The sequence below is a fragment of the Shewanella seohaensis genome (assembly GCF_023283775.1).
In the GTDB taxonomy this organism is placed as follows: Bacteria; Pseudomonadota; Gammaproteobacteria; order Enterobacterales; family Shewanellaceae; genus Shewanella; species Shewanella seohaensis.
Genome location: NZ_JAKILE010000010.1, coordinates 98331 through 113690 on the forward strand (window position 1 = coordinate 98331; position 15360 = coordinate 113690).

A 15360-nucleotide genomic window follows, 5' to 3' on the forward strand; every position below is an offset into this window, starting at 1 on the left:
GCTGAACCGCTATCTTACTGCTCGTTTCGCATTTCTTGACATTGAAAGCCCTGTTTACGGGCATCAAAACCGCATTTTAAACCGCATTCCCAAGGCACATCATCGTAGAAGGAAGATTGCTCTTTGGCATAATCCCGACAGGCTTCGTAGCTGTCGAAATTATCCATTTTCTTATACTTCCCAGAATCATAACCATGAGTATAAATAAAAGATGACCAGGTTTCGGGGCGTGTATCTTTCTCTCCCGAGGAGATAAACCAAATAGCGCTGGCAAAACAAGTGAACAGGATTAACACAAACACAGGTACAACGGGGAATTTCATTTTTCATTCGTGGTCATAAAATAGTGTGCGAAGGATAATACTTTTTGGCGTAATATGCGCGTTAAATGATCACAAATTAATAACTTTATCCCTTATGGGGTATTGGATACAAAAAGATACGAGTTCCCCTGACATTATCTAAAATATTTACTAATCTATACAAAAGCTTACGTTTATGATGCTGTATTGAATTTTGTTTTACATTAAGCTGAAGTTCAGGTTAGATTTTGTACGGTATATGGCAGAAACAACTAGGCCTAGGAGGCAAATATGAAAGTTCAGTTCTTATTACTCGCCAGCGTGTTGAGTTGCAGTGCTGTATGGGCCGCAGACGAGGCGAAAACCGACCCAGTGACAGAAGATGGGGTGGTTAAGATTGTTTGGCAAAATCCAAAGGATTTCCGTGATATTAAATCATCGGGTGAAATTCAGTCCCGTTATGAAAAGCGTTTATTCGATACCTTAACCACCAATATCAATAAAGAAGCGACAAAGGTTTTAAAACCGAATCAAAAATTAGAGATGACGGTGACCGATGTCGACTTAGCCGGTGATATGCGCCCAACCTTTGGTGCAACAGCCGATGATTTACGGGTGATTAAAGAGATTTATCCACCGCGCATGACCTTTAGTTATCAAGTGCTTGAGAATGACAAAGTCATCATTACAGGGGATGAAAAGCTGTCAGACATGGGCTTTATGACGGGCATTCAACCTATCACTGACAAGCCATTTATGTATGAGACAGAGATGCTGCGCGATTGGTTAAAGAAAACCGTCGCACCTAAACTCTAGGCGCATCTGTCACGACTCTCGCCTAAGCGCTTAGGGCTTGGGTCATATTGAGTTCTTCTAACAGGCAAAATCCGTTACTCGCGGATTTTGCCTGTTTTTTTGCCTTGGCACTCAAGGTCGATAGGCTATGTTCATTGCAGTTATAGGTGTGGGCGGGGGTAAGAACGCCGACACAGAGGCTGATTAGCTTGTGATAACAGGCTTGTCCTTGCCTATCATCGGCAAGCATTTCTTGGGCTTGCCAGTGCTCTGCACTATAAAAGAGCGACTTATTGGCTTCAAAATCCGTCAATATCCGTTGGCAGCGGTCGATAAGTTGCTCACAGGTGCTGATCACCACAAAGTCATCGCCACCGACATGGCCGATAAAACAGTTGTCCGTCTTGTATTTAACTAACAGATTTGCGACCTCGCAGATCACCTCATCGCCGCGGCAAAAGCCGTAAATATCGTTATAGGGCTTGAACTGACAGAGATCAAAATAGGCCAAGTAGAAGGGCTTTTGTTGGGTTCTGAGGCGTTTGAGCTCTTCCTGGATTGGCACATTACCGGGTAAATCGGTTAACGGATTGGCATGCCTTGCCATCTTGATCCTGTGCTCGGTGATCCGCTGTAGCAAATCTTTAGTGTGGCCAATGCCGAGCAACTTGCCACGGCGCAGAATGATAAATTGCTGGGCGACGGTATTGGCGCTCTCCGAGGTCAGTAATTGACTCACAATCGACAGGGGCTCGTTGGCTTCAATCTGCAACACTTGCGGGTCCATCACTTCACTGACGGCGTGGTTTTCATGCAGGGCTCGGCCATAGGGCGTGCTAAAAAGCTCCAGCAAAGTCGCTCTACTAATAATCCCTAGCGGCAGTTGATCTTGCACCACTACCACGGCCTGTAAGGCGGGTTGAGAGCTAAAGGTGTCGCTTAAGTGCTTAAGCTTAAGTGTTGGTACCACAGTAATGGCGCTGGTGCAGAGGCTTTCGGCGGATTCGCTGTATCTGGGCTGAACTTGGGTACTATTCGGCACTAAGGTCGCTTTCATTGCGCGGCTTGGCTGCGCTTCGGGGCGTCCGAGCAAATACCCCTGACAATAGACTATGCCTAGCTGTTTGAGTACGGCGAGTTCTTCTTGGGTTTCAATCCCTTCGGCAATCACTTTGCAGGTGAGGCTCTGGCACAGTTCGACAATCGAGCGCACAAATTCTTGTTTAACTGGGGTCGAATCGATTTGGTGAATAAAATGACGATCGATTTTCACATAGTCGGGCGATAACTCAGACCAGAGCCGCAAACCCGAATAGCCCGCACCCAAGTCATCTATAGCGGTCATAAAGCCTTGGCTGCGATAGTGATTCAGGCAAGATTTCAGTAAGTCGATATCGTCGGCGGGATATTGCTCCGATAACTCAATCACCACCTGCGAAGGCGAGATCCCAAGCTGCTGTAACAGTTGCAGCGTCATGCCCTTAGGATGGGTGGGATCGAGCAGGGCCTTAGGGGAAATATTGATAAACAAGCGGCCTTGGAACTGGCGCAGTTTAAATTGTTCCAGCGAAATACGGCGGCATAAGGTCTCGAGTTCGCTCAATTTGCCCTGATGTTCCGCGGTTTTAAACAGCGGAATGGGTGAGTAGAGCGGGCTGTGCTCTGGCCCACGGCTCAGGGCTTCAAATCCGTGGATCTTGTGTTCCAAGATATTGAAAATAGGCTGAAAAAGCGGGCTGATTGCCCCTTTTGCGATTATCTTATCAAGCTCTTTTGCCAGATCTAAACTCGTCATTACTTCAGCCCCCACGACAATGTTTGCGGAGTCTATGACTTAGAAATGACAAAATGATGACAATTTTGTTTGCCGAAAATCCATGGGTTGGAAATGAGAGTAAACGCTGAAATACATGATATTTCAGCGTTTATTGAATTAACTCTGCTTTTTAAAAGCGTGCAAGGTTTTGAGTAGGGTGGCCAGTTGGCGCACTAAGGTTTCCAGTGCTACGGGATCTAGGCTGCTCTGTTGTTGCAGCTTAGTGAGGTCGTCCACCAATTCTTGTACATAGGGCAAAAAGCGGTTGCTCGACACCATAAAACCCTGTTCGGCTGTGAAAATGCTAGTGAATTTCCCATGGCCCGCTTTTTTCAACTCATCTAACTTAGTGTCAGCGTCTATGGCTTGGCGATAGGCGATTTGAAGGTTTTCTTTCAGTTGCTCTATAACCTTAGTGTGTGGCATAACAGCGTCTCATTGCAAAATTTGCAGGAATTATAAGGGGCAAAGGATATGGCAACAAGTCGGTGGCGACTATTACTGGCGCTGTGCTGCGTCGCAATGTTTACCAGTGGGCCGAGTTGGGCGGCGCAAACGGATAAACCGCCGTTTTATCAGGTGCAATGGCAAGGGAAATCCGCTTACCTTTTGGGTTCAATCCATATTGGCCGTGCCGATTTTTATCCTATGCCAGCGCAAGTGGAGGCGGCATTTACCAAATCGAAGGGATTAGTGGTTGAAATCGATACTAATAAAATCGACAGCCGCGCCCTATTGCAAAAGTATGGTATGGCGACTAATGAACAGGGGCTCGATTGGCAGAGCCGAGACAAACAAACGGTAGAGGTGATGCGCCACTATTGTGAAGACAAGGCAAGTCTATGCCAGTCGATTCAAGCCTTTGCGCCTTGGTTGCAGGCATCTCAACTTAATTTACTACGCTACAATGGCTTAGGATTTAGCACCGACTATGGTGTCGATATGCAGTTGCTTGGCCGTGCGGGTAAGCCTGTGTATCAGTTAGAGACGGCTGAGTCGCAGTTCCAATTGCTGGCCTCCTTCGATAGCCAAGCTCAGTGGTCTATGGTGCGCGAAGCCATTAATGCCTCAGATGCCGAACTACTCTCACTGGTTGAGGCGTGGCGCTCCGGTGATGAAACTGCGCTAGATGCCTTGATGCAGGAGCAGCTCGGCGGTGAGGGTGATACCTTGATGCTGGACAAAATTCTCTGGCAGCGTAATAAAGTCATGGCCGATGGCATGATGAGATTGATGACCGCAGAAGCCGCCAGTGAGCCATTATTCGTGGTAGTAGGCGCCGGCCATGTGGTGGGTGATAAAAGCGTGGTGCAGTTACTTAAAAAGAAGGGCGCCACCGTAATCGCCTGTTGGCGTGAGCAATGTGACTGATATTGCTGTGTGACGGATGATCGGGTTGGCACTCTGGTGTTGAAAACACTGGGGTTGAACGCACTAGGGTTGAACACATTTAGTGCGCAGAGCTAGAGTCTAATCAACGGCTTTTAAACAATAAAGGACGCCTTAGCGTCCTTTATTGTTTCGAGAGCTTATGCGGATGTGTCGGTTGCGGCGTTTTGCCCCAGAAAATGCACATAACGACCGAGCGAAATATAGGGCTCGCGTTGGGAATATTCGAGCTCCATCGTCAGCAACTTTTGATAGTCAAAATCCGCAGGCTGATGTTTTTTCAAATAGTCGTGAATGACTCGCACGCCAGATTCGCGCAGCAGGGTCATGTGCCATTCGGCAAACCATTGTTTAACATCATGAATATACAGCGGGTGCGTGGGCGTGAGGCGCACCTTCTTCTTCACCTTAAGATCGGCGGCAACATAGTCGAAATTACCCGACACTAACGCATGGAAGCGCATCGCTTCTTTATTGTAAAACATCAGTGAAAACAGCCCATTGGGCTTAAGCATGGTCAGCAAGCCTTCCATGGTGGTTTTTGCATCGGCCAGCCATTCGACCACGGCATGGCAGAGGATAAGATCGAACTTGCCATGTTCGGCGACGGAGAGGTCCTGAATCGGTGCGTGAACCAAACGGATTGCTAATGGCGTGTCGCTGGCATCGATTTGTGCTTTCGCTTGGGCGAGCATTTCGGCGGAAATATCGCACAGCACCACTTCATGGCCCAGACGTGCCAGCTTTTGGCTGAAATAACCAAAGCCGCCGCCCGCATCTAAAATCCGCAGTTTTTTATCGCCCAATTGCGCCAAGGCGGGAGCGAGATCGCGCCATAACACGGCGGCACGGATTTCACCTTTAGGGGTGCCATAAATGTTCTTCGCGAACTTTTGCGCGAGTTTATCGAAATTCTTATCTTGCACGGGTTAACTAAGTTAAAGACTGGGGGCGATAGTGTGGCACAGGCGTAATATTTTCGCACTCGCAGTGTGGATAAGGCAAAGTAATGCAGGGCCATAATTTTATAATGTATTGATTTTTAATGGGATAAAAAATCACAGTAAAGTTGGGGATATCCAGAACTCTATCCGCTGGGGTATAATCACGCCGTTTTCGATAAACCTGACTCTTTAGCTGTCCATTCGGTGAGTCAGCATCAGCCCTTTTTAGACACAGTTTTGCCTGTTTTACACTCGTGAGCTTTTTGATTTTTCAGATGTTATGCATCTGTACGGGGTATTTCTGGTTATTCGTGCGTAGGGATAGTTAATTAAAAGGTACTCAGACTTGAATAATGCATATTGTGTTGAATTGAACGCGATGCCCTCGCTGTTTTCTCTTTATCGCAAGATTTTCTTTGGTCGTAAACCCGGTTGGGACCAACAGCCCTTACCTTATATCAAGGTGTCGGCGCCCAATGTGCAAGTGTCTGAGGCCAAAGTTAGCCAATATGCCCAAGTGTGTGGCTTTAATTTCGACGGTAAAATATTACCGCCAACCTATTTGTATGTGATGGCATTTCGCCTACACGCGGTGATTTTTACCCACGATGGTATTACTTTCCCGCTGCTGGGGATGATCCATTTAAAGAACCGTATCCAAGTTTATCGTCCGACGACAGTCGATGAAGTGTTCTCCCTCGAATGCGCGTTAACCACCAGCCGTGAAACCGATTCAGGCTTAGAGTTTGAATTTGTCTCTAAGGCCTTTGTGGGCGAAGAGCTGGTGTGGGAATCGCTGTCGACTTATCTCTATCGTATCGAGACCGCGGGCCGCCGCGTTCGTCCTCCTAAGGCGCTCGAGATGGCTTGGGATTCACCCCAATCATGGGAATTGAGTGAAGATTTAGGTCGTCGTTATGCGAAAGCATCAGGCGACTATAACCTGATCCACCTGCATCCCGTGCTGTCCAAACGTTTCGGTTTTGACCGTGTGCTGGCCCATGGTATGTGGTCTAAGGCGCGCTGCTTAGCGGAATTAATGCCTGAGATTGGTGAACGCCCCTTTGTGGTCGATGTGGCCTTTAAGCTGCCGTTACTGATGCCCGCAGAAGTGGGATTTGGTTACGAAAAATCACAAGACAAGTGGGTGTTTGAGCTGCGTGACAGTAAAGGTCGTAGACCGCATCTCAGTGGTGAAGTGCAGCTTTAAGCATGAAGAGTAACGGCGCCTAAGGCGCCGTTTTTGTTGGTGTTGTTTGCAGTGCTAAGGCACGCTGTGTCCGGTTGATGCCTGCCAGATACTAAACCATTGTTGCCTGTCTAGGGTGAGTGACTGTGCGGCCACCGCCGTTTTTATCCTCGCGATATTGCCACTGCCGATAATCGGCACGGGCCGACTCGGCAACATCCGTACCCAGGCATAAATCACTTGGCTGATATCTTGGGCACCAATCTCATCGGCGATGACCGCTAAGGTTTGTTGCAGGCGAATGGCCTGCGGATGGCTATTATCAAAGATCTTACCACCGCCCAAACATGACCAAGCCATAGGCCGAATGCGCCGCTCCTGACATAAATCGAGAGTACCATCGTGCAAACTCGCCATTGTTAGCGGTGAAATTTCGATTTGATTGGTGACTAAGGGCTCAGTCAATCTCGACTGCAATAATGAAAACTGCGCGTTGGTGAAGTTAGATACCCCAAAGTGTTGCACTTTTCCGGCCTGTTTTAAGTCAGCAAAGGCTTCGGCCACTTGATCGGCGTCCATTAAAGGATCGGGTCTGTGGATCAGCAGCAGATCTAAATAATCGGTTTTCAGCTGCTTTAGTGATTGCTCCACACTGGCAATAATATGCGCCTTGGAGGTGTCGTAGTGGTTTACATAGCGCTCGGGGCGACAATCGAAGGCGGGCTTAATGCCACATTTGCTGACCAATTGCATCTGCTGCCTTAAGGCGGGTTTTAGCGCTAACGCCTCGCCGAATAGGGTTTCGCACTGGTATTGGCCATAAATATCGGCGTGATCCATAGTGGTCACACCTAGGTCTAAATATTGTTCTATCAGGTTAAGCCGTTTGGCGGGTGACATTTGCCAACTGTGCATTCGCCAAAAGCCGGCAACAAACTCTGAAAAACTAAAAGGGGATCCGCTCATGTTGTTTCTCTTTTGGGAATCTGTATTTTGTAGGGGAAAGGACCTGAGTCGATTTTTTGATGTAGATTAAGGAATCGCTCATTAACCCTTTCGATGGCTATATATCTTAAAGCTAATCACCTAATATCCGCCATATTCAATCAGCCGTTGCTGATACTTACCGATTTTGCATACCTATTTTGTATTCCCTGCTCGCATGCCGAGCGTGGATACCAAAATACCCAAGGGAGAGATGACCCATGCTAACCGATATGGATATTTCGCGCCGTGCGCACCTAAAAGATATCGCAGCGCTTGGCGCCGAATTTGGGTTATTGCCCGATGAGATGCAGCTATTTGGCAAGACTAAAGCCAAGGTCGATTTACGTGTGCAGCAGCGCTTAGCCGGGCAGCAACAGGGTAAACTGATCATTGTCACCGCCGTGACACCTACGCCCCACGGCGAAGGCAAAACTGTCACCACCATTGGCTTAACCCAATCCCTTAAAGCGCTCGGTAACAAGGTGTGCGCCTGTATTCGCCAGCCCAGTATGGGCCCGGTTTTTGGGGTGAAAGGTGGCGCTGCTGGTGGCGGTTACGCCCAAGTGGTGCCCATGCAGGAGCTGAATCTGCATTTAACGGGTGATATTCATGCTGTCAGCAGCGCCCATAATCTTGGCGCGGCGGCGATAGCTTCTCGGCTGTACCATGAAAGACGCTTAGGTAAGGCCGAATTTGAGCTGCAGTCCGGGCAGAATTACCTGGATATAGCGCCTAACGGCATCCGTTGGCACAGGGTGGTCGATCATAACGATCGCTGCTTACGTGAAATTGAAGTTGGGCTGGGTGAAAATAATGGCCCAGCTTACACCTCTGGCTTTGATATTACCGCCGCCTCTGAGTTAATGGCGATTCTTGCACTCAGTAGTAATCTGGCGGATATGCGCGTGCGTATTGGCAAGCTTGTGCTGGCAGTCAATCGCCAAGGTGCGGCTATTAGCGCGGAAGATCTTGGGGTTGCCGGCGCGATGACGGCGATCATGGCGGATGCGGTAAAACCCACCCTGATGCAGACCTTAAACGGTGCGCCTTGTCTTATCCACGCAGGGCCATTTGCGAATATTGCCCATGGCAACTCGTCGGTGATTGCCGACGATATCGCCTTAAAGCTGGCTGATTTTGTGGTGACAGAAGGCGGTTTTGGCTCCGATATGGGGTTTGAGAAATTTTGTAATATCAAGGCGCGCCAGTCGGGATTAACCCCTAGCGCCGCGGTGTTAGTGACCACCTTAAAGGCATTGAAGGCCAATAGCGGCTTAACGTCGGATGCGGATATCAATGCGCCCGACCAAGCCCGTCTCGAGGCGGGATTTGCCAACTTAAACTGGCATATCAACAATGTGGCGCGTTACGGTATTCCAGTTGTGGTGGCTATTAATCGCTTTGCAAGTGATACGGATGCCGAGCTTAACTGGTTGATTGAGGCCGTTGCGGGCACTGCCGCCTTTGGCTGCGAGCTTAGCGAGGCATTCAGCCAAGGTGAGGCGGGGGCATTGGCCTTGGCGCAAACAGTCATGCGCGCCTGTGAGCAGCCAAGTGAGTTTACCCTGCTATATCCCGATGACATGGCGCTTGAGGCTAAATTATCGACCTTAGCTGAAGTCGGCTATGGTGCTGCTGGGGTGAGTTTATCCGAGGCGGCTAAGCTGCAATTACAAGAACTCAGTGCCCTTGGCTACGCCGATTTACCTGTCTGCATGGCAAAAACACCCTTGTCCATTAGCCATGACCCTCAACTTAAAGGCGTACCGCAAGGTTTTATCGTGCCTGTGCGCGAGTTAGTGTTAAATGCAGGGGCCGGATTTATTACCGCGCTGGTGGGGAATGTGATGACTATGCCAGGGCTTGGATTAGTTCCGGGCTATTTAAAGATTGATATCGGCGCCGATGGTGAGATTACCGGTTTAGGTTAATAGATTAACTGTTTGAATATCATGAAAAAGGCGCAATCTAGGATCGCGCCTTTTGTTTACTGCTCACGTTGGCGAAGCGTTATTTACTGGTTTGGTAAATATGTACATCGCGCTGCGGGAAAGGAATGCTGATGCCCTCGGCATCGAAGCGCATTTTCACTTCGCGGGTAATATCCCAATACACATCCCAATAATCTTCGGGTTTAGCCCAAGGACGGACGATAAAGTCGACCGATGACTCCCCTAAAACGTGCAGCTTAATGAGCGGTGCAGGGATTTTTTGCACCTTAGGATGCGCTTCCACAATCGACTTAAGCACGGCTTCGGCGTGCTCAATATTGTCGCCATAGCCAATGCCGAAGGTCATGTCGACGCGGCGTTGGTGCTCGGCGGTGATATTGTTAATGGTATCACCCCAAATCTTGTTGTTTGGAATAATAAGCCTTTGGTTATCTAAGGTTTTAATTGTGGTGGAGACTAGGCTCATATGGCTAACTCGACCAGTTACACCAGCCGCGCTAATCAAGTCACCCACATCGTAGGGACGATAGATCAAAATCATCATGCCCGAGGCAAAGTTCGAGAGTGAATCCTGCAGGGCGAAACCGATGATCACACCGGCGATACCAAAGCCTGCCAATAACGGGCCTAACTCAATCCCAAGCTGGGAGAGGGCTATCAGTACACCGATAGTGAAAACCGCTTTGCCCGAGAGCGAGGTAAAGAAGTCTTGCAGTAACTTACTGAAATTTAACTTAGAGTTACTGACGGTATTGCTCACAATCTTCTTCGCCAGTTTGCCCGCAAGGCTTGCGACAAACAGGATCATACAGAAGATAAATAGCTTAAAGACTAAAGTCGGGCCATGGTTGATGGACTGTTCTTTGGCCGTATGCAGCCATTGTTCGACTAGGCTTGAGGCCACATCGATACTCAAGACATCCTGAGTGATATCGCCTGAGATACTGAACAGGGTCTTTTTCAGCGAGGCGGTGTTTTGCTCGAGCGCATCGAGTAAGTCGATATCTATGCTAAGGCTCTGGCTATTGAGCGCCAATCTGTCCTTTAGCTGCATGACGCGACTGGTTTGCGCGGCGGTCACATCTTTACCGGCATTAGTGGCGGCGTTAACTGCATTTTGTAACTGCTGCTGGGTAAAAGTGACAAAGCTATCGAAGTTATCGGCGCGACTTAAGAGAATTTGGGTCAGCTCCGCTTTCTGCGCTGCGACATCTTCGCCCATTTGGCCGAGCCAGTTTAAGGTTTCGAGTCGTTGTTTGTAGTTGTTGTCCTTATCGAGCTCACGTTTAGAGATTTCGAGTAAGGTCGACTCGTCATCCGCCGTGCCGAGTTTATGGGACAACTTGGTCACGATATCATTGAAGTAGTCGTTGATTTTAAGATTAAATGTCAGCTGCTCTTGCACCAATGCCAACATAAAGGCTTTATCGTAGTTCTCATCTTCTAACAGCACTTTAATCTTATTGCGTAACTGCAATGTCTTGTTTTGAATGCGATATTCAACAATGGTGCGCAACTCACCTTGGGATAGGGATAAGCGCGCAATATCCTCTTTAATCGCTGACTTTAGCGTAATTAATTCGTTTTGGGCTTCGTTAGGGATGGCAGCGGTTTGAGTGGCTGTAACGGGTTCGGCTGCATCCGTCGCGAAAACCTCGGTACTCAATAGCAGGGGAAAGCTGAGAGCGAACATGAATATGAGTGAGCGGCGCATAGGCGTTATCTTCAATAAAAATAGGTAGGTACATAATAGGAGCTGCGCTAAACACTGTAAAATTAGAACCGCATAAAATGCTATCTGAGTATAAAATTTGTGCGCTGGTTTGCAGCTTTCGCTATGGGTGTGAGGTTTTGAAACCACTACGCTAATTAGTTCGACTGAGTGGTGGGAAATTCTGATAAACTTAGCGCCCCATGTCGAGGAACCTACTCTAAATGCTGTGCTCCCATTGCCATCAGTCGATCAAAATTGCCCAAATCACCCAACAGCGCGGAAAGGGCTTTAACGCTCAAGTGCAATGTCCCCATTGTTCTGCGTGGCTGGGACACAATCCTAAACTGTTGAAGTTAAAATTATTTGGCTTTTATGCGAGTGTGCTGACAGGTTTATACAGTTATTTTGATGCCTCGACGCGGCATTTTTTGATCCCAGTGATGATCTTCTGTGTGATGTTACTGCTGGTGAGCCATTTTATGGATCAACTACAAACGATTGAGGCGCCAGAGAAGCAAGACGATAGCGATCAACGGCAAAAGTATCGCTAGAGGTGAGGGCGTTAGATTAACCGAGTCGAGCCGCGCAGGGGGTATCGCACAGGCTCAACTTGGTTAAGGCTAGGGCTGAGTTATTGGATAACCTGCTCTTGGCTCTCGAGTGAGTGTTCTACGTAATAAATCCCGCCCAAAATTACTGCGCCGAAAATCACTATCCCTAAGATTAATCCTAAGTTTTCACGAAAGAATGCTAGCATTTTGGTTGCCTTTTGCTGGATTGAATAGAATGACATATTAGCCAGTATTACACTGGGCACATCATAGTTTTACTGACTTAAGCTAATCTTAAATAACTCTTTTTGCCAACTTGAGTCGGTTTTTTGTTGTTCGTTTTTCATCCTAAAGTTGCAATGGTAAATATCTTGTAACGCATTGGGCGCCTATTACCTTATTGCAACTTGCTAGTGGCCTGACTTAAACTTGTGCCACTTTTTTACTATGGGGACGACTGAGTGAGACTGCACAGTCACATAAGACGCACAATTTCGATATGGCTTGCCGCCGTATTGGTGTTGCTGTCTTTTGTTGCCTCAGCCCATAGTGTGACCCACCTTGATGATGGGGCAAAGACGCACTGTACCTTGTGCTTCCATCAACATCAGCTGAATAAAATTCTGCTCACCCAACCGCTTAAGCTCGATTTAGCGGTACAGCGGTTCGATGTCTGTGAATTTGTCTTACCCGTTAGCTTCTCCAAACACGTCAGTGTTTACCTAAGTCGCGCGCCACCCGTTCTCCGCTAAATCAACTTTTACATTTTAACTTATTGTATTTCTTGATGACTTGGATGAGTCATCGAGCGCTAGTTGTATTTTGGAGATATCATGACTGTTTTTAACAACCGAATTTCTTTGGTGGCTTTGGCGTGCGCATTTGCTTCACCGACGTTATTTGCCGCTGATTCAAGTTTAACCAATCCGGCGATCAGCGCAGTGCTGAATGGCTATTATCAAACGGCCGAGCGTCCATTGGCCGAAACCGCCGAAGGATTTGGTTTAGGCGAAACTGAGCTGGCGATGAGCGCCAACATTGACGACATGTTCTACGGCAAAGTGACCGCCGTCGTTGAGATGCACGACGGTGAAACTGAGCTTAATCTCGAAGAAGCCTTTATCCAAACCATGGCGATGCCTGCGGGGTTCTCAATCCGTGGCGGACGTTTCCTCTCGGATATCGGTTATTTAAATAACCAGCATTTACACACAGATTCATTCACCGATCGCCCGATTGCTTACCGTGCTTTTTTCGGTGGCCATTACTTTGACGACGGTGTGCGCTTAAACTTTGTGGCGCCAACGGATCTGTATTGGACCTTAGGCGCCGAAGCCTTCAAGGGCGACAGCATGCGTGCTGCCGATGAACACGGCGAACGTGAGTTTAAAAATGTGGGCGTATACACCTTTTACACCAAAATTGGTGGTGACATTGGTGATAACAGTTCATGGCAGGCGGGCTTAAGTTACCTACGTAACGAAAATGGCCAAGTCACAGCCCATGAAGAGGGCGATGAGCACGAAGATGAAACCGCCGAGGAAGGCCATGACCACAGCCATGCGGCATCTTACACAGGTAAAAACACCTATGGTGCTGATTTTGTGTATAAATGGGCGCCAAATGGTAACTATAAATACCAAAACCTGACCCTGAGCGGCGAGTATTATCGTGTAACTGACTTTGTGCCGAGCGACCTTCATCCCGAAGATGCGCCGAGCAAGGATTATCATCAAGGTTGGTATCTGAGCAGCGTATATCAATTCACGCCTAGCTGGTCTGCGGGTGTGCGTTACGGCGAGGTGGATACCCAAGAGCTCCATGGCGATCATTTCCATGGACAGAAGTTAAAGGAATCTGAGGTGAGTCTGGCGTGGCATTCGAGCCATTTCTCGACGGTACGTTTCCAGTACACCAATCAGAATGGAACTAACTTCGATGGAATCGAAGACGACAATGTTTTCACTGTTCAATACATTATGTCTCTGGGGGCTCACGGTGCGCATCAATTCTAATGTTGTTAAAGCGGCCGCAGCGGCCCTGTCTTTCGCCTGTTCAGGCTTTGCCCATGCAAAGCTGAATGTGTTTGCCTGTGAACCTGAATATGCCGCATTGGCAAAAGAGTTGGCTCCAAACGCCAGCATTTATTCGGCAACCACGGCCTTACAGGATCCGCATCAAGTGCAGGCGCGTCCGAGTTTGATCGCCAAAATGCGCCAAGCAGATCTGGTGGTCTGTGCGGGCGCCGATTTAGAAATCGGTTGGCTGCCAATGCTGCAAATGAAGTCGGCTAACGCTAAGGTTCGCTCTACCGATCAGGGGCTGTTTTTCGCCGCCGATCAAATCGATACCTTAGATAAGTTAGCGAATGTGGACCGCAGCATGGGTGATGTGCATGCTCAGGGAAATCCGCATATCCACTTCGATCCGACGCGTTTGCTGAGCGTGGCGAATGCGCTCAGCGCTAAGATGAGCCAACTCGACCCGAGTGAGGCGGCGAATTACCAAAAGGCATTAGCGGACTTTAGTACTCGTTGGCAGGCGGCGATCCCCCGCTGGGAAGAACAGGCCAAAGCGTTAAAAGGCAAAAAGGTCATCGCCTATCACACCAGTTTTAGATATCTGTTCAACTGGTTGGGGATTGAACAAGCTGCTGATCTTGAGCCTAAACCCGGTCTGGCACCGACTAGCGGCCATTTAGCGAGTTTGCTGAGCCGCGCCGAGCAGGGCGATATTCTGGCGGTAGTTGTGGCGTCCTATCAGGATGAGCGTGGCGCTAAGTGGTTGGGTGAAAAGGCTAATCTACCTGTGCTTATGTTGCCAATGTCGGTAGGTGGCAATGATGCGAGTCAAGATCTCTTCAGCCTCTATGACAGCGCGATTGCCCTCTTAAACGGGGTGAAATAAGCCTATGTTGGATCTGGAACTGATGTCGATCCTGCTGCCAGCACTGGCGGCGGGGATCTTAGTGCTCTCAACGCATATTGTACTTGGCAAACAAGTTCTTAAGCGTGGGATCATCTTTATCGATTTAGCCATTGCTCAAGTCGCCGCGTTGGGGGCGATTGTGGCACACATGGACCACAGGTTAGAAGAGATGCCATTTTCTAATGTGTGGATGCCAGCCTTATTCGCCCTTGCAGGGGCGGGTTTTATCGCTTGGTTATCTAAGCGGATGGCGGGTGAGCTAGAGGCGATGATAGGGTGCTTTTACGTATTGTCGGCGGTGGCGGCCATGCTATTGCTGGCGAACGATCCCCACGGGGCTGAGCTGTTAAAGCAATTGATGTCGGGCCAGATCCTTTGGGTGAGTTGGTCGCAATTAGTGTTGCCGACCGTGGTTTATTCTGCTGTGTTAGCGGTGATATTTCTGCGGCCACAGATCTTAAACGGTGCGGGATTTTATCTGCTGTTTGCGCTGGTGATCACCTTGTCGGTAGAGCTGGTTGGGGTCTATTTAGTGTTTAGCACACTCATTTTGCCAGCACTTGCGCTCAACAAGTATCAAGGTAAAAACGGCTTGTTTTACGCTTATCTGGTCGGCCTTATGGGTTACTTGCTGGGGCTGGTGCTCTCAGCAACGTTGGACTTACCGAGCGGCGCGGCAATTGTCGCGACTTTGGCCCTTAGTGCCTTGGTCTTCCGTTTAGGCTTAAGTCAAACTGCGGCAGTGCGCCAGGTCGCAAACTAGGTTTTTAGCTTAGCCGTTTAAGCTTAGATA

The 15360-nt window shown here is 48.6% G+C and carries 16 protein-coding genes; 9 read left to right on the top strand and 7 right to left on the bottom strand.

The window, feature by feature from the left end; all coding sequences use genetic code 11:
- Positions 1-14: 14 nt before the first annotated feature.
- Entirely contained in the window at positions 15-323 is a 309-nt protein-coding gene (locus L2713_RS13020) for a hypothetical protein (protein ID WP_086902961.1), read from the bottom strand.
- A gap of 270 nt (positions 324-593) precedes the next feature.
- Here L2713_RS13020 and L2713_RS13025 point away from each other — a divergent pair, with 270 nt between their 5' ends.
- Positions 594-1118 (top strand): DUF3016 domain-containing protein, encoded by a 525-nt coding sequence (locus tag L2713_RS13025; RefSeq protein WP_089068547.1) that lies wholly within the window; start codon positions 594-596, stop codon positions 1116-1118.
- Positions 1119-1140: 22 nt separating this feature from the next.
- Here L2713_RS13025 and L2713_RS13030 read toward each other — a convergent pair whose 3' ends face one another.
- Positions 1141-2892, bottom strand: a complete 1752-nt coding sequence (locus L2713_RS13030) for a GGDEF domain-containing protein (RefSeq protein WP_248968191.1) — start codon at positions 2890-2892, stop codon at positions 1141-1143.
- 138 nt (positions 2893-3030) lie between these two features.
- Positions 3031-3339, bottom strand: a complete 309-nt coding sequence (locus L2713_RS13035) for a hypothetical protein (protein ID WP_011621358.1) — start codon at positions 3337-3339, stop codon at positions 3031-3033.
- Positions 3340-3387: 48 nt separating this feature from the next.
- Here L2713_RS13035 and L2713_RS13040 point away from each other — a divergent pair, with 48 nt between their 5' ends.
- Positions 3388-4284, top strand: coding sequence for a TraB/GumN family protein (locus tag L2713_RS13040; protein WP_248968192.1), 897 nt, complete (start codon positions 3388-3390; stop codon positions 4282-4284).
- Positions 4285-4442: 158 nt separating this feature from the next.
- Here the strand turns inward: L2713_RS13040 and L2713_RS13045 are convergent, their stop codons facing one another.
- Complete coding sequence (locus L2713_RS13045) at positions 4443-5228, bottom strand: methyltransferase domain-containing protein (RefSeq protein ID WP_248968193.1); 786 nt, start codon at positions 5226-5228, stop codon at positions 4443-4445.
- A 397-nt stretch (positions 5229-5625) separates the two neighbouring features.
- Between L2713_RS13045 and L2713_RS13050 the strand changes: the two genes are divergently transcribed.
- Positions 5626-6456 carry a MaoC/PaaZ C-terminal domain-containing protein gene (locus L2713_RS13050; RefSeq protein WP_084796712.1) on the top strand — a complete coding sequence of 277 codons (831 nt, stop codon included), beginning with the start codon at positions 5626-5628 and terminating at the stop codon, positions 6454-6456.
- A gap of 54 nt (positions 6457-6510) precedes the next feature.
- On the opposite strand, the gene L2713_RS13055 is transcribed toward L2713_RS13050, so the two are convergent.
- Positions 6511-7401, bottom strand: a complete 891-nt coding sequence (locus L2713_RS13055; protein ID WP_248968194.1) for an aldo/keto reductase — start codon at positions 7399-7401, stop codon at positions 6511-6513.
- 239 nt (positions 7402-7640) lie between these two features.
- Between L2713_RS13055 and L2713_RS13060 the strand changes: the two genes are divergently transcribed.
- On the top strand, positions 7641-9353 hold the full coding sequence (locus L2713_RS13060) for a formate--tetrahydrofolate ligase (RefSeq protein ID WP_248968195.1): 1713 nt from the start codon (positions 7641-7643) through the stop codon (positions 9351-9353).
- A 79-nt stretch (positions 9354-9432) separates the two neighbouring features.
- Here L2713_RS13060 and L2713_RS13065 read toward each other — a convergent pair whose 3' ends face one another.
- Positions 9433-11088, bottom strand: a complete 1656-nt coding sequence (locus L2713_RS13065) for a mechanosensitive ion channel family protein (protein ID WP_248968196.1) — start codon at positions 11086-11088, stop codon at positions 9433-9435.
- A 221-nt stretch (positions 11089-11309) separates the two neighbouring features.
- Between L2713_RS13065 and L2713_RS13070 the strand changes: the two genes are divergently transcribed.
- Complete coding sequence (locus L2713_RS13070) at positions 11310-11639, top strand: hypothetical protein (RefSeq protein ID WP_248968197.1); 330 nt, start codon at positions 11310-11312, stop codon at positions 11637-11639.
- A gap of 80 nt (positions 11640-11719) precedes the next feature.
- On the opposite strand, the gene L2713_RS20530 is transcribed toward L2713_RS13070, so the two are convergent.
- Complete coding sequence (locus L2713_RS20530) at positions 11720-11845, bottom strand: hypothetical protein (RefSeq protein ID WP_011621366.1); 126 nt, start codon at positions 11843-11845, stop codon at positions 11720-11722.
- A gap of 255 nt (positions 11846-12100) precedes the next feature.
- Here L2713_RS20530 and L2713_RS13075 point away from each other — a divergent pair, with 255 nt between their 5' ends.
- From L2713_RS13075 to L2713_RS13090, 4 genes are all read left to right on the top strand, one after another.
- Complete coding sequence (locus L2713_RS13075; RefSeq protein ID WP_086902952.1) at positions 12101-12391, top strand: ABC-type zinc uptake system zinc chaperone; 291 nt, start codon at positions 12101-12103, stop codon at positions 12389-12391.
- Positions 12392-12472: 81 nt separating this feature from the next.
- Entirely contained in the window at positions 12473-13654 is a 1182-nt protein-coding gene (locus L2713_RS13080) for a porin family protein (protein WP_248968198.1), read from the top strand.
- Entirely contained in the window at positions 13638-14546 is a 909-nt protein-coding gene (locus L2713_RS13085; protein WP_248968199.1) for a metal ABC transporter solute-binding protein, Zn/Mn family, read from the top strand. The genes L2713_RS13080 and L2713_RS13085 overlap by 17 nt, the downstream gene beginning before the upstream one ends.
- Positions 14547-14550: 4 nt before the next feature.
- The gene (locus L2713_RS13090) at positions 14551-15330 is read left to right on the top strand and encodes a metal ABC transporter permease (RefSeq protein WP_248968200.1); all 780 of its coding nucleotides are present in this window, start codon (positions 14551-14553) and stop codon (positions 15328-15330) included.
- The last annotated feature ends 30 nt before the right edge of the window (positions 15331-15360 follow it).